The organism is Caballeronia pedi, from assembly GCF_001544915.2.
Taxonomy (GTDB): domain Bacteria; phylum Pseudomonadota; class Gammaproteobacteria; order Burkholderiales; family Burkholderiaceae; genus Caballeronia; species Caballeronia pedi.
Window position 1 is genome coordinate 1 of the sequence record NZ_FCOE02000058.1, and the last position, 18,472, is coordinate 18,472.

Below are 18,472 nucleotides of genomic sequence, written 5' to 3' on the forward strand. Positions count from 1 at the left end.
CCCGCCGTGTCGGCTTCGACGATATCGCGCGCCACGGCCGCATAGGCATCCGCCGACGGCGCTCCCTCCCGCCAGCCTGCGAGCGCGCGCGCCGTCTGCGGAAACGCCACCGCGACGACCGGGTCCCACACCGCGCGCGTCATCAGACTGACGATCGGTGTGATGAAGAACACCGCCATGAAGATCGCGAGCGGCGCGATCAGCAGCATCGCGCCGGGCACGTCGCCACGCGTGCGCGCCCGGCGTTTGCGCGGCGCGTGCGTCTTGTGCGCGAACGCGGATTGCGTCGGCACGTCGGGCGCCGGTTGCGTTGCGGTCGACATGCTCATCCTCGCTTAACGCGCCGCCCAGGCGGCGAAGCGCTGGTCGAGATCGTCGCCGTGCTCGTCCCAGAACTCGCGGTCGTTGACCACGCCGATCTTCGTGTGCTCGGGCGTATTCGGCAGATTCTTCAACTGCGCGGCGTCCATCTTCGCGAGTGCCTGCGTGTTGACCGGACCGCCCGGCTGCAGCGCGAGAAACGCGTTCTGCTGCGGCGCCGCGACCGTGTAGTTGATAAACTTCATCGCGTCGTCCTTCATCGGCGAGCCTTTGGGAATGACCCAGTAGTCGTAGTCGGCAATCGCGCCGTTCCAGACGATGTCGAGCGGCTGCCCCGCCTTTTGCGCGGTGATGATGCGTCCGCTGAACACCGTCGACATCGCGACGTCGCCGGACACGAGGAACTGCGCCGGTTGCGCGCCCGCGTCCCACCATTGGATGTCGGGCCGCAATTGATCGAGCTTCTTGAACGCGCGATCGACGCCTGCCGGCGTGGCAAGCACCTTGTAGACATCGGCGGGCTTGACGCCGTCTGCCATCAACGCGAATTCGAGATTGCCGCGCGCCGACTTGCGCATGCCGCGCTTGCCGGGATATTTCTTCGTGTCCCAGAAGTCGGCCCAGCCGGTCGGCGGCGTCTTCAGTTGCTGCGTGTTGTAGGCGAATGTGTTGGCCCACGCGAACAGGCCCACGCCGCAGCGCGTTTTCGCGGCGGGCGTGAGATGCGCGGCGTCCGTCACCTTCGCCCAGTCGATGCGCTCGTACATGCCCGAATCGCAGCCGCGTCCCACGTCCGTCGATTCGACTTCGACGACGTCCCAACTCACCTGCTTGCCATCGACCATCGCCTTGACCTTGGCCTGCTCGCCCGAATACGGCGTCGCGGTGACGTCGACGCCCGTCGCCGCCTGGAACGGCTTGATGAACGCCGACTGCTGCGCATCCGCGAGCGTCCCGCCATAGTTGACGACCGCAAGCGGCCGCGCGGCCGCGACGTGCGACATCGGCGCCAGCATCAGCGCGATGACCGCGCCCATTCCCACTTTTCTCAGCATGATGACCCCCGAAAAAGAACGACGCTTCAAGCAAAAATCCGCACATGACGCTCGTGGAACCGCAGCGTCAACACTTCCCCGATGGGCCGCTCACCGAGACCCGCTTCATCGAGCGGCAGCTTGACGAAGCCGCTCTCCTGTTCATGCAGCCGGAAGCGCACGCGCACGTGATCGCCGAAATAGAGCGTGCCCGTGGTACTTGCACGCAGCGTGTTGAAAGACGCCGCCGTCGAATCCAATGTCGAAGAGAGCGTCATCCGTTCCGGACGCACGCAGGCGCGCACCGTGTCGCCCACGCGCGCCGCGCCCACCACATGTCCAAACAGGCGCTCGCCGCCCGGCAATCCCACTTCACCGCGCTCGTCCTGCAACGAAAGCAGCCGTCCGACGAACACGTTGTTATCGCCGACAAAATTCGCGACGACGCCGTTCTCCGGTGTTTCGTAGAGCGAGTCGACGCGATCGATCTGCTGGATGCGCCCGTTGTCGAATACCGCGACGCGATCGGACATCGTGAGCGCTTCGCTCTGGTCATGCGTGACATAGACGAACGTCACCCCGAGCGTGCGATGCAGATCCTTCAGCTCGATCTGCATGTGCTCGCGCAGACGCTTGTCGAGCGCGCCGAGCGGTTCGTCCATCAACACGAGACGCGGATTGAAGACGAGCGCGCGCGCCAGCGCGACGCGCTGCTGCTGACCGCCCGACAGACTCTTCGGCAGACGGGCGGCGAATTCGCTCATGCGGACCATGTCGAGCGCGCGCTCGACGGCGGCGGCCTTTTCGGCCTTCGCGACACGCCTGACCGTGAGCGCATACGCGACGTTCTGCGCCACCGTCATGTGCGGAAACAGCGCGTAGTTCTGAAACACCATGCCAATCTCGCGCTTGTGCGGCGGCGTCGTGTTGAGCAAGGTATCGCCGAGCCAGATCTCGCCTTCGCTCGGCGATTCGAAACCCGCGAGCATCATCAGGCAGGTGGTTTTCCCCGATCCGGACGGCCCGAGCAAAGACAGGAACTCGCCTTCGCGGATGTCGAGATCGAGTCCCTGCACGACATGCGTGACGCCGTCGTAGGTCTTGCCGACCTGCCGGAAACGCACGAGCGGTGCAGCGTTGGCGTTCATGTGCGTCTCCTGATTCACGCCAGCGCCGCGACGACCAGATCGCCCATCTGCGCGGTGCCGATGCGCTTCGTGCCCGGTTCCGCGATATCCGCCGTGCGATAGCCCGACGCGAGCACGCGCCGCACCGCGCGCTCGACACGCGCCGCCGCTTCGTGCTGATCGAAACTCATGCGCAGCATCATCGCAGCGGAAAGAATCGATGCGAGCGGATTGGCCAAGTCGCGCCCCGCGATATCCGGCGCGCAACCGTGCACCGGCTCGTACAGCCCTTTCTTTCCGTCGCCCATCGAAGCAGACGGCAACATGCCGATGGAGCCGGTGAGCATCGACGCTTCGTCGGAAAGAATGTCGCCGAAGAGGTTGCCGGTCACGATCACGTCGAAGTGCTGCGGCGTGCGCAACAGCGACATCGCGGCGGCATCGACGTACAGATGTTCCAGCGTGACGTCGGGATATTCACGCGCGACCTCATCGACGATTTCGCGCCATAGCTCCATCGATTCGAGCACGTTGGCCTTGTCGACCGAGCACACGCGATGACGCCGCGCACGCGCCGTCCTGAACGCCACGTGCGCGATGCGGCGGATTTCGTTCTCGTCGTAGCGCATGGTGTTGATGCCTACGCGCACGCCGTTTTCCATGTGCACGCCGCGCGGCTCGCCGAAGTACAGGTCGCCTGTGAGTTCGCGCAGGATCAGCAGGTCGAGACCATCGAGGCGCGCGGCCTTCAGCGGCGATGCGCCTACTAGCTCGGGCCACGCCACCACGGGCCGGAAGTTCGCGAACAAATCCAGTTCGCGGCGAACGGTGAGCAGCGCGTCGCCGGGACGCAGGCCGCGCGGCAGCGTTTCGTACTGGAAGCCGCCTTCCGCGCCGAACAGGATCGCGTCGGCGTCGCGGGCGAGCGCGAGGGTCGCGCCGGGCAGCGGATGACCCGTCGCGTCGTACGCGCAGCCGCCGATCAGCGCGTGCTCGAATTCGAGCGCCATGCCTTCGCGCGCGAAGACGTCGAGCACCTTGAGCGCTTGCGCGGTCACTTCCGGGCCGATCCCGTCGCCGGGGAGCACTGCGATCTTCATGGAGTTTCCTGTGATGTACCGATGTGGTGCGCACGCTCGTAGGCGTCGATATCCGCCGCGTAGCGCAAAGTCATGTCGATCTCGTCGATCCCTTCGACGAGTGCTTCCTTCTGAAACGGGTCGATGTCGAAGCCCGCGCGCTCGCCATCCGGCGCGATCACGCATTGATCCGGCAAGTCGATGCGCACGTGCGCGGCGGGCGTCGCTTCGAGCGTTGCGAGCAGGCGTTCGACGAATGCGGCATCGGCACGGATCGGCAACACGCCGTTCTTCAGGCAATTGGTGAAGAAGATGTCGCCGAAACTCGTGCCGACGAGCGCGCGTATGCCGAAATCCGCGAGCGTGTGCACCGCCTGCTCGCGCGACGATCCACAGCCGAAATTCGGCCCGACTGCGAGCACCTGCGCGCCCGCGTAACCTTCGCGATTCAGCACGAAGGTGGCGTCGGCGCGCAGATCGTGAAAGAAATAACGGCCATAGTCGATGCGCCGCGCATGCATGAAGCGCGCGGGCAGAATCTGGTCGGTGTCGATGTCGGCGGCACGCAGCGGCACGCCGGGCGCATCAAGTCGCGTCAGCGGTTGCATCGCGCAAAAGCTCCCGGTAATCGATCAGCCGTCCCGCGACGGCGGCGCCCGCCGCCATGCCGGGGCTCATCAGATGCGTGCGCACGCCGCGTCCCTGGCGGCCCACGAAATTGCGGTTCGTCGTCGATGCAATGCGCTCTCCCGGACGCCCTTCGTCGCCGTTGATGGCGAGGCACATCGAGCAGCCGGGCTCGCCCCACTCGGCCCCCGCCTGCGCGAACACGCGGTCGAGCCCTTCTGCCACAGCCGCCGACTGCACTGCGCGCGAACCCGGCACGATGAGCGTCGGCACGCGCACGCGCCGGCCTTCGAGCACGGCAGCCGCCGCGCGCAAATCTTCGATGCGCCCATTGGTGCAAGAGCCGATGAACACGCGATCCACCGGCACGCCTTCGAGCGGCGCGCCCGCCTCGATGCCCATGTAGTCGAGCGCCTGCTGAACGCGCGGACCCAGGTCGTTGGCGGCGATGCGTCCATCGATCGGCGCGGACTGCGCGGGATTCGTGCCCCACGTGACCATCGGCGCTACGCCGCTTGCATCGAGCCCGGCTTCGCGATCGAAATGCGCGCCGGCGTCGCTTGCGAGTGCGCGCCATGTCGAAAGCGCCGCGTCCCATGCCGCGCCCGTCGGCGCATAGCGGCGGCCGTGCAGATACGCGAAGGTGGTCTCGTCGGGCGCGATCATGCCGGCGCGCGCGCCCGCTTCGATCGACAGATTGCAGAGCGTCATGCGCGCTTCCATGCTCATCGCCGCGACCGCCTCGCCCGCATATTCGATGACATGGCCCGCGCCGCCCGCCACGCCGATCTGCGCGATCATGGCGAGCGCGATGTCCTTCGCCGTGACGCCGAACGCGCGTTTGCCGCCGATGCGCACGCGCATGGTCTTCGGGCGCTTCTGCCAGAGCGTTTGCGTCGCGAGCACGTGACTCACTTCAGACGCGCCGATGCCGAAGCCGAACGCACCGAGCGCGCCGTGCGTGGACGTATGGCTGTCGCCGCACACGACCGTCATGCCGGGCAGCGTCAGACCGTGCTCGGGGCCGGTGACGTGAACGATGCCGTGACGCGGATCATCGAGCGCGAACATCGGCACGCCTTCGGCGCGCGTGAAGCGGATCAGCTTTTCGACCAGCTCGCGGCGATCGGCATCGACGACATCGGCGACAGAGCGGCCGCGCGACGACGCGTAGTGATCCGCCATCGCGAAGGTCGCATCGGGACGGCGCACGCGCAGTCCCTTGCGCGCGAGCGTGTCGAAGGTATCGCGCGGCAGATCGTCGCCGACGTAATGCCGGTCGATATAAAGCAGGGTGTGGCCGTCATCGCGCTCGTGTACGACATGCCGTTCCCACAGCTTGTCGAACAACGTGCGCGCGGCAAGCGCGTTCGAACTCACGCAGACTCCGTGCACGTCGATTGATTGAGACCGAGTCTGCGGATGTCAAAAAAGCGGCTGAAGACGTATTTCGGAACGCACGCAACGCGTTTGGCGATGGCTGAAATGCTGCGCTGCGTTCAGGCGCTGAGGAAGTCGACCAGAAGGCGCGTGGCGGTCGCCATGTCGTCGTCTTCGCGCACACAGAGTTTGTGCAGGCGATTCGCCCACGGCTCGTCGAGCGGGACTTCCGCGATGTGCATCGCGGCGGCGCGATCGGTCACGAAGTAATCGGGCACTATGCCGATGCCGAGCCCCGCTTGCGCCATCCGGCAGACGGCGTCGAAGCCTGCATCGCGGATACGCGAGCGCAGTGCGCGGCCCGCTTCGGCGGCGAGGCGTTCGGTCAGGTTCTGAATCGAGCTGTACTGCTCCTGCAGGATGAGCGGATGATCGAGCAGATCGATGAAATGCAGATTGCGCCGCCGGCTGAGCGAATGCCCTCGCGGCACCACGACGACGAGGCGGTCCACGTAGCACGGCATCACCTTGAGGCCGTCCACCGGCTGGTCGCCCCAGAAAATACCGAAGTCCACGATGCCTTCGCGCACCGCCTGCACCGCGCCCGTGCTCGTATTCGGCTGCAATTCCACCGTCACGTTCGGGTAATCGCGCATGAAGCGCGAGAGCGCATCGGGAAAGAAACCGAACAATGCCGACTCGTTCGCCGCCGCGCGCACATGACCGCGCGCACCGTGCGAGGCGGACGAAAATTCGCCCATCTCGCATTCGAGCTGTGTGAGATCGCGCAGGATCTTGCGCGAATGACGCAGGAGCGCTTCGCCCGCCGGTGTCGGCGATACGCCGCGCCGATGCCGTTCGAGCAGCGGCACGCGCACGGCCTGTTCGAGATCGGCGAGTCGCTTGCTTACTGCCGACGGCGCCATGTGCTCGCGCTCCGCGGCCTTCGCGATGCTCGCCTCCTCGACGACAGCAAGGAACAGTTTGAGCGTGACGATATCGACCCGTGCGGCCAGGTTCGCGCGCAGTTCGATGACGGGCGCGCAAGGATCGACGGACGGGAGAGAGTCGGAGCGAAACATGTTGAATGGAGCGCGCAGGGACTCATTGCGGGAGAACCAAAAGTATCCCATGCGAATAAAGCCGAGGCCAGAAGCGCTCGCGTGGCTGATTTGTTCGACGCGGTTCGCGCATCTGCCCGCTACCGGTCAACCGAACTCGGCGATCCGCCCGGACCGTAGGGGTCCGGGTTGCCGAATCTGGGAAGCGAACCGTTCAAGCGCGCCTTGCGAAGTTCGTCCTGCACGTCCTGCCGGGATTTTGGCGGCGGCGTTGCTAACGAGGGCGACGAAGCGTCGACCGGACCCGGCTGACTCTCGATCGCGGGCGCAGAAGTCTCATCCGCCGGCAACGCCGACAATGCCGGGTTCGTCATTGCAGGCTGTACAGGAAGAATTGCGTCGCGCCGCGGGCTTTTCGCCTGATCGATCTCCGCTGAATTGTCCTGTGCGCTCACCGCGCGTTCAGTGCTCTGCGGTGCTGCATGCTTGCGCAAGGCAGGTCGTCCCGGCTGTTGCGTCGTGGGTAGCGAGCGCGTCGCCGTCGGCGGCAGCTTTCTCGTCACGACACTCGAAGTCTGCAAGCTCTCCTCTCGCGGACTTGAATCCAGCTCGTCGGCAGCGTCGGGCCCATCGACGCTGGACGTCGTTTCGACAGTGGCCTCCCGTTCATCGGAAACAGCGCGTTCTGGTTCGACATTCGCCGTGGCCGCCGAGGAACCAACGGCGCCCGTCACCACCGATGCCTGTTGCCGGGATGACCATACCTGTTCGACCGCATGCTGCTCATGATGCTGGAACAACGCGAACAAGCCGAGGATCGATATCCCTATGACCCAAAGCCCCAGGACGACGACACGATCGAAATTTCCAAGCATCAGAATGCTCCCGCCAATTCGCGCACATGAATCATGGTTCCAGTGAGTTCGCTCTCACTCTCATTGCGCATACGGAGCAGATCGACTTGGGATTCAAGTCGTTACAGATTCTTTCAGTTGAGCCTCGCGAGCACGTGTCGTTACCGCGTCGTAGGCCGCGACGCGCAAACTCGACCGCGTCGGGCTCACGCAGCGTGATGTATGACGAAAGCCAGCGCGGGCCTCGGCCATGTGTTATTCGTGTACGAATTGGCCTCCGAGCAGAGAAGACAGATTTCCAATCCGTCTTTGTCAAAGGCCATCTTCACCTCGCTTGCGACGGCAAGCTCAGCGCCCGCAATCAATGCCAGCACTATCAGTCCTGCAAGTAGCCGATCCCGGCATATCGCATGAATCGCCTTCCAAAGCGAATTAACCATCCTGTTCATATTGCTGCTCCAGATACATCCAGAGGCGCTCACCTGAATTTTCCCACGCGCCTAAAGCGACCAAACCAGGAAAAACGCATGGCAGAGTGATCTCCTTGAATTTAAGGCATATTGTGACATAAATTCAAGGCGTCCTCCGAAGCGGACCGACCGTGCGACAATCTGCCCGTGCTTCGCTCTGACCCGACATCCATTCGAATTTCCTTCGACTTGCGTTGCCGACCAGAGACAGCTCATGCAATACGATGAACAGAAGGTGCGCATCACGCAAACACCGTTCAATATGGTCTTTCCGGCGCAAGCATGACGGTAGCTCCAGTGCTCACTAGCTGATTTCGATCTCGCACGACCCGGCGCGTCCCGCGAGCAGGCGTTCGAGCACTTTCACGTCCGCGCATTCTTCGACATTCAACACGGCGTGCGCCAGTGAACCGGCTGCATCGGTTCCGATCACATCGGCCGCAAGACTCCGGTACTTCGTCAGCAGTTGCGTATCGCTCAGTGGACGGCGCGGGTCGCCCAGCGGGATCGTCGCCTGAAGCGAGCGCACGGTGCCGTCGGCGTACGTGACGGTGACTTCCGGTTCGTCGAGATCGGCAAGCGATGCATCGGGTTCCAGGACGATGCGCTGCATCATCGACGCAATGCGCTCGTCCTCGCGCGCACGTCCGACGAATGCCTCGATGCCCGCATGGCCGAACACGAGGGTAGCGGCGAGCGCATAGGGCATGCTCATTTGCGCCGATGCCAGATTGACCGGCTCGCGGTCGCCGCACATCCCGTGAACGAATTCGCTGAGCTTCACGCGCACATGCGCGACGGGGCCGCCACTGGCCAATTCCATGAGCGCATCCAGCGCCGAATGAATGCTGCGGCAGCACGCATGCGGCTTGATCGAGCAGCGCATGATCTTCCAGTTCGTGCCGAGTTCCGCGACGAGCGCTTCGGGACTCGCCGAATCGGGCGCGAACGTGCGCAGGAAACCGCCCCACACGTCCTCGAAAATGCGGGTCGCGCCGCTCATACCCTGCGCCGCGAGCAACGCCGCCGTGAGGCCGCCTTCCGCCGCGCGTCCGGAATGCAGGCGCTTGGTCTGCGAGCCGTCGTGGATGAACCCCCAGAGTCCTCCCGCGAAGCTCGCCGCGTGCCCGAGCGCCGCGCCGATGCCGCGCGCATCGAGACCGAGCACGCGCGCACTCGCGGCGGCGGCGCCGAATACGCCGCAGGTCATCGTCGAATGCCAGCCGCGTCCGTTGTGCGCTGAGTAGCCGCCGCACGCTTCGAGCACGCGCCGCGCGATGTCGTAGCCGAGCACGATCGCGTGCAGCAACTCGCGGCCGGATACGGACCGCTCGACACGGCCGAGCGCCGCAAACACCGCCGGGACGACGACCGCACCCGAGTGATCGCAGCCGCCGGAATCGTCGAGTTCGAGCGCGTGCGCCGCGATGCCGTTGATGAACGCGGCGTCGCGTGCATTCGTGCGTCGCGATGTGCCCCATATGATGGCGTCGCCGGTCGAGTCCATCACCGAGCGCGCAGCTCGCGCCGGCTCAGTGCGCGCGCCCGCGAGCGCCGCGCCGAGCGTATCGACCAAATGCCGTTTCGCTTTCCCGACGACCTCATGCGGCAGATCATCGAACGACGAATCCGCGATGAAGTTCGCCAGCCGTTCCGATAGAAAGTGCTCCCGCTTGTTCATACGATGGTGTTCCTGTGACGCTCGAAGATCTCGACCGGATGCCCGGGCTCGTTGGCATTGCATCGCTCACGCCACCACGACGCGGCCTGCGCGCCGGTCGCGAACCAGACATCGCCGCGTGCGCGCATCGTCGCGAGCAAGGCGCGCAGCACGCCGATGCGCCCCGCCGTCCCGATGATCTCCGGATGCAGCCGCATCACGAAGCACAGGCCGAAGCGATGAAACGCCTCGAAGTCGCGCGTCCAGTTGCCGAGCACTTCGCGATACGACGCGATGCGCGACTGTCCGACCGGCACGGGCGGCGCGAGATTGAAGGCGAAGTAAGGCTCGTCTTCGAGTTCCACGTGCAGCGGCAATTCGATCAACGGCGCATCGTGATGGTGGTAAGGCAGGTCGTCGCCGTGCCACGTCGAAGTCCATGTGATGCCGCGCGCGTGCAAATGCGCGGCGAAGCCCGGCGCCCAGTTGCCGGTGAACGGACGAAAGCCCGCGGGCGAACGCCCGAGCGCTTCGGCGAGCGCCGCGTGCCCGCGATCGAACGCATGCTGCTGCTGCGCTAGATCGAGCGTATCGAAGTCCTCGCAGGCATCGCCGCTGATACCCAATTCGTGACCTCCCGCGTCGATAAGCTCGACGAGATCGCGATGCGTGCGCACGACCTGTCCAGGCACGAACCAGCTCGAAGGCACATCGTATTCAGCGAGCGTCGCGAGCAGGCGATCCACGCCGCGCTTCGCGCCATAGCGCCACACGGACAACGATTTCTCGCGGCCCTCGATAGCCGGCGCTTGCGTGCGAATGCCGAGATCGTCGTTGAAATCGACGGTGAGAATCACGGCCGAACGTGCGCCATTGGGCCATTTCGCATCGTTCCTCATGCGCTTGCCTGCCCGCTCGAGCGCCACCAGTCGGCGACTTCGCTGCCGGTCGCGAACCATGCGTCGCCCGCCGCGAGCATGTGATCGATCAAGCCTTCGATGAGCGCGATACGCCCGGGTTTGCCCGACACCTTCGGATGAAACAGCGTGGTCATGCAAAGCCCCTCTTCATGCGAGCCATCGAACTCGCGGCGCCAGTTGTCGAGCGTCGTCTCGTAGCTCGCGATACGATCGAGGCCCGCGGGAAAGTCCGGCCTGCGCTGATAAGCGAGCGATGCATAATCGTCCAGCTCCCAGCGCGCGGGAATCTCGATCAGACCGCTCTGCGCATCAAGCACATAGGGACGATCGTCGCCGCGCATCGAACTGGAATAGCGCACGCCGAACTCCGCGAGAATGCCTGCGGTCTCGGCAGTCCAGTCGCCCGATGGCGTGCGAAAGCCGACCGGACGCACGCCGAGATGACGCTCGAACAGGTGTGTCGATATCTCCATCACCTCGCGCTGGCGCTCCGGTGTGAGTGTCCAGAACGCCTCGTGCCGGTAGCCGTGATACGCGACTTCATGACCGCCTTGCACGATCTCGCGGCATTGCGACGGCCAGTTCTCCATCACCCACGCGGGAATGAAGAACGTCGCGCGCACGCCGCGTTCGCCGAGCACATCGAGAATCCTGCCGAGCGCGCGCCACGGCCCATACGCGCCCAGCGTGAAGTACGCGGGATTGCGCCAGATCGAGCCGTCGAGCATGGCGGCGCCGGTCGGGCCGTCGAGATCGAACGCGAGCGCGATGCACGAACGCTTGCCATCGGGCCAGCGCGGCGTCGCGGATCGTGAATCAGTTGCTTGCATTGATCAGCGCCTTTTGAACGCCATGGTCCTGCAAGCCCCACTTGGCGAGTATCTTTTGATAGGTGCCGTCGGCGATCAACTGATCGAAGGCCTTCGTCACCGCGTCGTTGGTGGCCGCGTTGTCCTTCGCCATGCCGACGCCCATGTATTGCGACATGAACGGCGCGCCGATCGTCACGTAGGCGTTCTGATCGATCCGGTTCTGATACGGCATGGTCTCGCCGCCCTGCACGGCTGCGTCGAGCCGTCCCTGACGCAGTTGCATGCGCGCATCCGACGAACCATCGGTGCCGACAACGGTCACCGGCTTCTTGCCCGTCTTCACGCAATGTTCGTCACTCCACGCCTTGATGTTCGTCGGAAACGAGGTGCGCCGGCTCGAACCGATCGTCTTGCCGCACAGCGTATCCATGTTGGGGAAATCGCCCGCGCGCGTTTTCAGCGCATAGAACTGCGGACCGCTCTTCAGATAGTCGAGAAAATTCACCGATGCGCGCCGCTCGGGAATATCCGTCATGCCCGACAAGATGATATCGACGCGCTTTGTGGCGAGCGCGCTCAGCATCTGATCGAAGCTCGTTTCCTGCCATACCATCTTGACGCCCATCTTCGCGGCGAGCGCTTCGCCGAGATCGATGTCGAAGCCGGTCAGCTTGTCGGTTTCCGGGTCCTTGAACTCGAACGGCGGATAGTTCGGCACCACGGCTGCGACGATTTCCTTCTTGCCGGGCGTGGACGCCTGCGCGCTGGCCGCATCGACATGCAGCAGCGCGGTAACGCACATCAATGCACAGAGACTTTGCAAACGAAGAGTGGCTTTCATGAAACGCTCGCTCCGGAATCGATTGATTGAATAAGCTTCAGACGTTCTCAAGCCAGCACGGCGGAAATGAAGTCATGCGTGCGGGCATTGCGCGGCTCGGACAGCACCTGCTCCGGCGGTCCGGCCTCGACGATTTGCCCCTGATCCATGAATACGACGCGATTCGCCACTTCGCGCGCAAAGCCCAGCTCGTGGGTGACGATGATCATCGTCATGCCGCTTCGGGCAAGACCGCGCATGACGGCGAGCACTTCACCGACCAGTTCGGGATCGAGCGCGGACGTGGGTTCATCGAACAGCAGCAGTTGCGGATGCATCGCGAGCGCGCGTGCGATGGCCACGCGCTGCTGCTGGCCGCCCGATAACTCCACGGGAAAGGCATCGCACTTGTGACCGAGTCCCACGCGTTCGAGCAGCGCGCGCGCTTCCTCGACCGCTTGCGCGCGAGGCCGCTTCAGCACATGCACCGGACCTTCGATCACGTTCTCCAGCGCCGTCATGTGCGGGAAGAGATTGAAGCGCTGGAACACCATCGCGGTCGCGAGACGCTGCCGCGCGATCTCCTTCTCCGAGAGTTCATGAAGCCTGTTTCCCGTCTGCCGATAGCCGAGCAGTTCGCCCTTTACCCACAGCGATCCTTCGCTGATGGTTTCGAGCTGGTTGATGCAGCGCAGGAACGTGCTCTTGCCCGAGCCCGAAGGCCCGATGATGCACAGCACTTCGCCCTCGGCGACATCGAGCGTGATGCCCTTCAGCGCCTGGAACTCGCCGAACGATTTGCGCACGTCCGATGCGCGTACGATTGGATTCATGCGTGTCTCCTCACTGACGGCTCGACGCCCGGCCCGCGCCGCGCGCATAGCGCCGCTCGACCCGCGTCTGCAAAAACGAAAGCACCGTGACGACGACGAGATACCAGATCGCCCCGACGATCAGCAGCTCGATCACGCGTCCGTTCGCGTAGTAGATGTTCTGCGCGTTGTGCAGCATCTCCGCGTACTGGATCACGCTCGCGAGCGACGTGAGCTTGACCATGCCGACGAGCTCATTGCCGATGGGCGGCACGATCACGCGCATCGCCTGCGGAAGAATGATGCGGCGCAGTGCCTGAAGGCGCGGCATGCCGATCGACTTCGCCGCTTCGTATTGCCCGGTATCGACGGACAGCAGCCCCGCGCGCACCACCTCCGACGTATACGCACCCTGATTGATGCCCAGACCGAGAAGCGCCGCGAGAAACGGCGTCATGACATCGACCGTGCGCAGCGCGAACACGCCCGGAATGCCGATGGTCGGGAACACGAGTGCGAGGTTGAACCACAGGAGCAGTTGCAGAATGACCGGCGTGCCGCGAAAGAGCCACACGTAGCCCTGCGAGATGGAACTCAGCACCGGATTGCTGGAAAGCCGCATCACCGCCGTGACGACGCCGAGCGTGATGCCCAATGCCATCGCGAGAATCGTCATGACGATGGTGTTGACGAGGCCCATCAGGATCGTGCGCGCGGTGAGAAAGCGCCCGACCGTCTGCCATTCGATCTGACCGCGCGCGAACGCCGCGACGATATATCCGATCACGACGATGATCGCCGCCGACGCCACATAGCGGCCCCAGTACCTGCGACGCACGCGTTCGAGCGTCGGCGGCTCCGTTGTCATCGAATGCTGCGCCTGCTCGGCTGCGCTCAACATGTCGGACCTCCGTATTCGTTTGCCCATTCGCTCTGCCGCGCGAGCGCCAGCTTCAGGCGATCGATCTGCTCGACGACGCGCGCCGGCGCCGTGCCGCCGAAGCCGCTGCGCGCATCCACGGCGGCTTCGAGCGTGAGGCGATCGAGCACGTCTGCATGAAGACGCGGATCGACCGCGGCGAGCAGGTCCGCCGTCACCTCGGACAACTCGATGCCGCGTTCCTCGCACGCCCGCACCAGCGCGCCGGTGATCTCGTGCGCCTCGCTGAACGGAATGCCTGCGAGCGCGAGCCAGTCGGCCACTTCGGTCGCGAGCGTGAAGCCGAGCGGCGCCTGCCTGCGCAATTCGTCGACGTTCACGCGCATCGTGCGGATCATGCCGGCCATCGCGGGCAGCGTGAGCGCGAGCGTGTCGATGCTGTCGAACGCGGCGTTCTTGTCTTCGGCGAGATCGCGGTTGTACGCGAGCGGCAGCGACTTGAGCGTCGCGAGCAGGCCGCTCAGATTGCCGATCAGACGCCCCGCCTTGCCGCGCGTGAGTTCCGCTATGTCGGAGTTTTTCTTCTGCGGCATGATCGAGCTGCCGGTCGCGTAGCCGTCGTCGAGCTCGACCCAGCGGAACTGGCGCGAGGTCCAGAGAATCACTTCCTCCGAGAGACGCGACAAGTCGACCGCCAGCATGCTCGTGACGAACAGGAATTCGGCGACGTGATCGCGCGCCGCGACGGCGTCGATCGAGTTTTCGCAGGGCTCGTCGTAGCCGAGCTCGCTTGCGGAGAGCGCCGGATTCACGCAGATGGCCGAGCCCGCGAGCGCCGCCGCGCCGAGCGGTGAACGCGCGCTGCGCCGGTCCCAGTCGAGCAGGCGATCGACATCGCGATAGAACGCCTGTGCATGCGCCAGCAACTGATGCGCGAACACCACCGGCTGCGCCGGCTGCAGATGCGTGAAGCCCGTGCTGTAGCTGCGCAGATGCGCCTGCGCCTGAGCGACGAGCGCGTCCTGCAGCGCAATCACGTCGCGAGCGATCCTGCGCGCCTTGTCGCGCAGGAACAGGCGCAGATCGTTGGCGGCCTGGTCGTTGCGCGAACGTCCCGCGCGCAGCTTCGCGCCCGCCGCGCCGAGCCGTTCCGTCAGAACGCGTTCGAGGAACGTGTGCACGTCCTCATCGTGCGGCGACGGCGCGAGGCGCCCTTCGACGAATTCGGCGCGCACCTGCTCCATTTCCTTCAGCAGGTCTTGCAGTTCGTCGGCGTTCAATATGCCCGCGCGCTGCAGCTCGCGGGCATGCGCCTTCGAGCCGGCCAGGTCATAAGGCGCGAGCCTGAAGAAGCTGTCCTCGGAGCGCGACAGCGCCTTGAGTTCGGCCGCGGGCGCCGATCTGAAACGTCCGCCCCACAGCCGTTCGGTCCCTTCCGTCACCTTCATGTCTCATCCTCGTCACGTTGAGTTCACGACGAGCATAGGCCTACAATTTTTTTGTTTGTAGCGAGATTTTGAACCTGCTTTAATGAAGTTTTTCTCAGCATCCCGACCGTGAATTTGCCGAACGACCATGCGTAGCCGCCTGCCGCCGCTCAATCCTCTGCGCGCCTTCGAGGCGACGGCGCGCCATGCCACCGTCGCGAAAGCCGCCGAGGAGCTGAACGTCACGGCGAGCGCGGTCAGCCATCAGGTGCGCGTGCTGGAGGAATCGCTCGGCGTCGACCTGTTCATCCGTTCGCGGGCGCGGCTCAAGCTCACGCCGGCGGGCGAAGCGCTGCTGCCCTCGGTGCGCGGCGCGTTCGAGATGATCGCCACGGCGGTCGCGAAGGTGGGCGAGACGGTCGTCGCTGGCGATCTCGTCGTGTCGGCGCCGCTCTCGTTCACCTCGCGCTGGCTCGCGCGCCATATCGGCGACTTTCTGCATCGCTATCCGTCGATCAAGCTGAAGTTGATTCCGTCGAACGACGACAAGGAAGTCTATTCGCCTGACGTAGACGTCTGCATCCGCTACGGAGAGGCGCACTGGAAGGACCGCTCGGTCACGCTGATCGAGCATCCGTCGCTCTATCCGGTGGTGAGTCCCGCGTTGATGAACGGCCCGAAGGCGATCCGCTCACCCGACGACCTGCGGCACTATGCGCTGTTCTGCGAGCACGCCGGTTCGTGGATGCGCTGGCTCATGGAAGCCAAGGTGGAGCATCCCGAACGCATGCGCATTCTGGAGATCGGCAACGCGCATATCGCGGTCGAGGCCGCGCTGCACGGTCAGGGCGTCGCACTCGGCGACAGCATCTCCGTGCGCGACGATCTCGTCGAAGGCACGCTCGTGCGGCCGTTCAAGGCTACGGTGCCGTCGCGGCATCCGTATCACATCGTGCGGCCGCCGGAACGCGCAGATGCGCCGCTTGCATCCGTGTTCGTCTTCTGGCTCGAACAGCTGCTGAGTGAGTCGGCGTAAAACAGCGTGCGAACGGGCCGCATTGCGCGCCGCTTCGGATCACCGCGTAGAGATCGGTTCGTTTGGAATGGAAGTTATCGATGCCCAGCGCACCACGGTGATACGAGGTGCCGCCCACTTCGTCTGGACTGCTTTCTTTTGCGAATACATGCTCCGCACCCATCGGCAGCGTAGGCGCGAATAAAAAAGCCGCTCCACGGAGCGGCTTTCGATGCTGGCGGCTAACGCAGCCTCAATCGTCGAGCAACGACAAATCCCGCACCGCGCCCTTGTCCGCCGACATCACCAGCTTCGCATACGCCTTCAGCGCCGCCGACACTTTGCGCGGACGCGCCTTGGCAGGCTTCCAGCCCTTCGCGTTCTGCTCCTCGCGACGGCGCGCGAGTTCCTCATCGGACAGCAGCACATCGATCGTGCGATTGGGAATGTCGATACGAATCCTGTCGCCATCGCGCACGAGACCGATCGCGCCGCCCGCCGCCGCTTCGGGCGAACAATGGCCAATCGACAGGCCCGAGGTGCCGCCCGAGAAACGTCCGTCGGTCAGGAGCGCGCACGCCTTGCCGAGACCCTTCGACTTGATGTAGCTCGTCGGGTACAGCATTTCCTGCATGCCGGGGCCGCCCTTCGGACCTTCGTATCGGACGATGACGACATCGCCGGCCTTGACCTTGTCGTTGAGAATGTTCTCGACGGCCTCGTCCTGCGATTCCGTGACGTGCGCCGTGCCTTCGAACACGAGAATGCTTTCATCGACGCCCGCGGTCTTCACGACGCAGCCATCCAGCGCGATATTGCCGCGCAGCACCGCGAGACCGCCTTCCTTCGAAAACGCGTGCTCGTACGAACGGATGCAGCCTTCGGCGCGGTCCGTGTCGAGGCTCGGCCAGCGCGTGTTCTGGCTGAACGCCGTTTGCGTCGGAATGCCCGCGGGGCCGGCCATGTAGAAGGTCCGCACCGCTGCGTCCTCGGTGCGCTTGACGTCCCACAGATCGAGCGCATCCTTGAGCGTCGGCGCGTGCACGGTCGGCACGTCGGTATGCAGCTTGCCCGCGCGGTCCAGTTCGCCCAGGATCGCCATGATGCCGCCCGCGCGATGCACGTCTTCGATGTGATACTTGTTCGTGTTCGGCGCGACCTTGCACAGTTGCGGCACGGTGCGCGACAGGCGATCGATGTCCGTCATCGAAAAGTCGATCTCGGCTTCGCGCGCGATGGCCAGCAGGTGAAGGATCGTGTTGGTCGAGCCGCCCATCGCGATGTCGAGCGTCATCGCATTCTCGAACGCCTTGAAGCCGACCGAACGCGGCAGCACGCCCGTCTCTTCCTGCTCGTAGTAACGGCGCGCCAGCTCGACGATGCCGCGTCCCGCGCGCTTGAAAAGCTGCTCGCGGTCGGCGTGCGTCGCGACGACAGTGCCGTTGCCGGGCAGCGAAAGGCCGAGCGCTTCGGTGAGGCAGTTCATCGAGTTGGCGGTGAACATGCCCGAGCACGAGCCGCAGGTCGGGCACGCGGAGCGTTCCACTTCGGCTACTTCGGCGTCGGAGTAGGACGGGTCGGCGGCGATCACCATCGCATCGACGAGATCGAGCTTCTTCAGTTCGATCGCCTTGGTCTTCGGATTGGCGAGGCGCGTCTTGCCCGCTTCCATCGGACCGCCGGACACGAAGATCACGGGAATGTTCAGGCGCATCGCGGCCATCAACATGCCCGGGGTGATCTTGTCGCAGTTCGAGATGCAGACCATGGCGTCGGCGCAATGCGCGTTGACCATGTATTCGACCGAATCCGCGATGATGTCGCGGCTCGGCAGCGAATACAGCATGCCGTCGTGACCCATCGCGATGCCGTCATCGACGGCGATCGTGTTGAATTCCTTCGCCACGCCGCCCGCGGCCTCGATCTCGCGCGCGACGAGCTGGCCCAGGTCCTTCAGGTGCACGTGTCCCGGCACGAACTGGGTGAACGAATTGACGACGGCGATGATCGGTTTGGAGAAATCTTCGTCTTTCATGCCGGTGGCGCGCCAGAGCGAGCGCGCCCCGGCCATGTTGCGGCCGGCGGTGGAGGTTTTGGAACGGTATGTGGGCATCGTGGTTGCTGTTGAAGTGTCGCGGGGTCAGAGCGGGCCACGAGGGTAACGGCCCTTGCG

Annotated in this window: 16 protein-coding genes and 1 pseudogene; 1 reads left to right on the forward strand and 16 read right to left on the reverse strand. The window is 64.6% G+C overall.

Going from position 1 to position 18,472, the window contains the following annotated elements:
* From AWB80_RS39355 to argH, 15 genes and pseudogenes are all read right to left on the reverse strand, one after another.
* Positions 1–323: pseudogene (locus AWB80_RS39355) on the reverse strand (ABC transporter permease); the annotation flags it as partial.
* 12 nt (positions 324–335) lie between these two features.
* Entirely contained in the window at positions 336–1,376 is a 1,041-nt protein-coding gene (locus tag AWB80_RS39360; RefSeq protein WP_061180021.1) for an ABC transporter substrate-binding protein, read from the reverse strand.
* Positions 1,377–1,402: 26 nt separating this feature from the next.
* Positions 1,403–2,503, reverse strand: a complete 1,101-nt coding sequence (locus AWB80_RS39365; RefSeq protein WP_061180022.1) for an ABC transporter ATP-binding protein — start codon at positions 2,501–2,503, stop codon at positions 1,403–1,405.
* 14 nt (positions 2,504–2,517) lie between these two features.
* Positions 2,518–3,582, reverse strand: a complete 1,065-nt coding sequence (gene leuB, locus AWB80_RS39370) for a 3-isopropylmalate dehydrogenase (protein WP_061180023.1) — start codon at positions 3,580–3,582, stop codon at positions 2,518–2,520.
* Positions 3,579–4,169: a 3-isopropylmalate dehydratase small subunit gene (gene leuD, locus AWB80_RS39375; protein ID WP_061180024.1), complete on the reverse strand. Its 591-nt coding sequence runs from the start codon at positions 4,167–4,169 to the stop codon at positions 3,579–3,581. Before leuD ends, leuB begins: the two co-directional genes overlap by 4 nt.
* A complete protein-coding gene (gene leuC / locus AWB80_RS39380; RefSeq protein WP_061180025.1) occupies positions 4,147–5,568 on the reverse strand; it encodes a 3-isopropylmalate dehydratase large subunit in 1,422 nt (473 codons plus the stop codon). Before leuC ends, leuD begins: the two co-directional genes overlap by 23 nt.
* 119 nt (positions 5,569–5,687) lie before the next feature.
* On the reverse strand, positions 5,688–6,650 hold the full coding sequence (locus tag AWB80_RS39385; protein WP_244207004.1) for a LysR family transcriptional regulator: 963 nt from the start codon (positions 6,648–6,650) through the stop codon (positions 5,688–5,690).
* 119 nt (positions 6,651–6,769) lie between these two features.
* Positions 6,770–7,504, reverse strand: coding sequence for a hypothetical protein (locus AWB80_RS39390; RefSeq protein ID WP_061180026.1), 735 nt, complete (start codon positions 7,502–7,504; stop codon positions 6,770–6,772).
* Positions 7,505–8,257: 753 nt separating this feature from the next.
* Complete coding sequence (locus AWB80_RS39400; RefSeq protein WP_061180028.1) at positions 8,258–9,634, reverse strand: MmgE/PrpD family protein; 1,377 nt, start codon at positions 9,632–9,634, stop codon at positions 8,258–8,260.
* Positions 9,631–10,512: a polysaccharide deacetylase family protein gene (locus AWB80_RS39405; RefSeq protein ID WP_061180042.1), complete on the reverse strand. Its 882-nt coding sequence runs from the start codon at positions 10,510–10,512 to the stop codon at positions 9,631–9,633. The genes AWB80_RS39400 and AWB80_RS39405 overlap by 4 nt, the downstream gene beginning before the upstream one ends.
* A complete protein-coding gene (locus tag AWB80_RS39410) occupies positions 10,509–11,363 on the reverse strand; it encodes a polysaccharide deacetylase family protein (RefSeq protein ID WP_061180029.1) in 855 nt (284 codons plus the stop codon). The genes AWB80_RS39405 and AWB80_RS39410 overlap by 4 nt, the downstream gene beginning before the upstream one ends.
* Entirely contained in the window at positions 11,350–12,186 is an 837-nt protein-coding gene (locus AWB80_RS39415; protein WP_061180030.1) for an ABC transporter substrate-binding protein, read from the reverse strand. Before AWB80_RS39415 ends, AWB80_RS39410 begins: the two co-directional genes overlap by 14 nt.
* A 47-nt stretch (positions 12,187–12,233) precedes the next feature.
* Positions 12,234–12,998 carry an amino acid ABC transporter ATP-binding protein gene (locus AWB80_RS39420; RefSeq protein WP_061180043.1) on the reverse strand — a complete coding sequence of 255 codons (765 nt, stop codon included), beginning with the start codon at positions 12,996–12,998 and terminating at the stop codon, positions 12,234–12,236.
* 10 nt (positions 12,999–13,008) lie between these two features.
* Positions 13,009–13,878 (reverse strand): amino acid ABC transporter permease, encoded by an 870-nt coding sequence (locus tag AWB80_RS39425; protein ID WP_087131974.1) that lies wholly within the window; start codon positions 13,876–13,878, stop codon positions 13,009–13,011.
* Positions 13,872–15,305 carry an argininosuccinate lyase gene (argH, locus tag AWB80_RS39430; RefSeq protein WP_208635759.1) on the reverse strand — a complete coding sequence of 478 codons (1,434 nt, stop codon included), beginning with the start codon at positions 15,303–15,305 and terminating at the stop codon, positions 13,872–13,874. The genes AWB80_RS39425 and argH overlap by 7 nt, the downstream gene beginning before the upstream one ends.
* Before the next feature lie 127 nt (positions 15,306–15,432).
* On the opposite strand from argH, the gene AWB80_RS39435 reads away from it, so the two are divergent.
* Complete coding sequence (locus AWB80_RS39435) at positions 15,433–16,320, forward strand: LysR substrate-binding domain-containing protein (RefSeq protein ID WP_061180031.1); 888 nt, start codon at positions 15,433–15,435, stop codon at positions 16,318–16,320.
* Positions 16,321–16,552: 232 nt separating this feature from the next.
* On the opposite strand, the gene ilvD is transcribed toward AWB80_RS39435, so the two are convergent.
* Positions 16,553–18,412 carry a dihydroxy-acid dehydratase gene (gene ilvD, locus AWB80_RS39440; RefSeq protein ID WP_061180032.1) on the reverse strand — a complete coding sequence of 620 codons (1,860 nt, stop codon included), beginning with the start codon at positions 18,410–18,412 and terminating at the stop codon, positions 16,553–16,555.
* Positions 18,413–18,472: the final 60 nt, after the last annotated feature.

What these genes read in the sequence shown, in the direction of transcription:
- AWB80_RS39360 (WP_061180021.1), bottom strand. Translation starts at nt 1,376, where the DNA reads ATGCTGAGAAAAGTGGGAATGGGCGCGGTCATCGCGCTGATGCTGGCG.
- AWB80_RS39365 (WP_061180022.1), bottom strand. Translation starts at nt 2,503, where the DNA reads ATGAACGCCAACGCTGCACCGCTCGTGCGTTTCCGGCAGGTCGGCAAG.
- leuB (WP_061180023.1), bottom strand. Translation starts at nt 3,582, where the DNA reads ATGAAGATCGCAGTGCTCCCCGGCGACGGGATCGGCCCGGAAGTGACC.
- leuD (WP_061180024.1), bottom strand. Translation starts at nt 4,169, where the DNA reads ATGCAACCGCTGACGCGACTTGATGCGCCCGGCGTGCCGCTGCGTGCC.
- AWB80_RS39385 (WP_244207004.1), bottom strand. Translation starts at nt 6,650, where the DNA reads ATGTTTCGCTCCGACTCTCTCCCGTCCGTCGATCCTTGCGCGCCCGTC.
- AWB80_RS39390 (WP_061180026.1), bottom strand. Translation starts at nt 7,504, where the DNA reads ATGCTTGGAAATTTCGATCGTGTCGTCGTCCTGGGGCTTTGGGTCATA.
- AWB80_RS39400 (WP_061180028.1), bottom strand. Translation starts at nt 9,634, where the DNA reads ATGAACAAGCGGGAGCACTTTCTATCGGAACGGCTGGCGAACTTCATC.
- AWB80_RS39405 (WP_061180042.1), bottom strand. Translation starts at nt 10,512, where the DNA reads ATGAGGAACGATGCGAAATGGCCCAATGGCGCACGTTCGGCCGTGATT.
- AWB80_RS39410 (WP_061180029.1), bottom strand. Translation starts at nt 11,363, where the DNA reads ATGCAAGCAACTGATTCACGATCCGCGACGCCGCGCTGGCCCGATGGC.
- AWB80_RS39415 (WP_061180030.1), bottom strand. Translation starts at nt 12,186, where the DNA reads ATGAAAGCCACTCTTCGTTTGCAAAGTCTCTGTGCATTGATGTGCGTT.
- AWB80_RS39420 (WP_061180043.1), bottom strand. Translation starts at nt 12,998, where the DNA reads ATGAATCCAATCGTACGCGCATCGGACGTGCGCAAATCGTTCGGCGAG.
- AWB80_RS39425 (WP_087131974.1), bottom strand. Translation starts at nt 13,878, where the DNA reads ATGTTGAGCGCAGCCGAGCAGGCGCAGCATTCGATGACAACGGAGCCG.
- argH (WP_208635759.1), bottom strand. Translation starts at nt 15,305, where the DNA reads ATGAAGGTGACGGAAGGGACCGAACGGCTGTGGGGCGGACGTTTCAGA.
- AWB80_RS39435 (WP_061180031.1), top strand. Translation starts at nt 15,433, where the DNA reads ATGCGTAGCCGCCTGCCGCCGCTCAATCCTCTGCGCGCCTTCGAGGCG.
- ilvD (WP_061180032.1), bottom strand. Translation starts at nt 18,412, where the DNA reads ATGCCCACATACCGTTCCAAAACCTCCACCGCCGGCCGCAACATGGCC.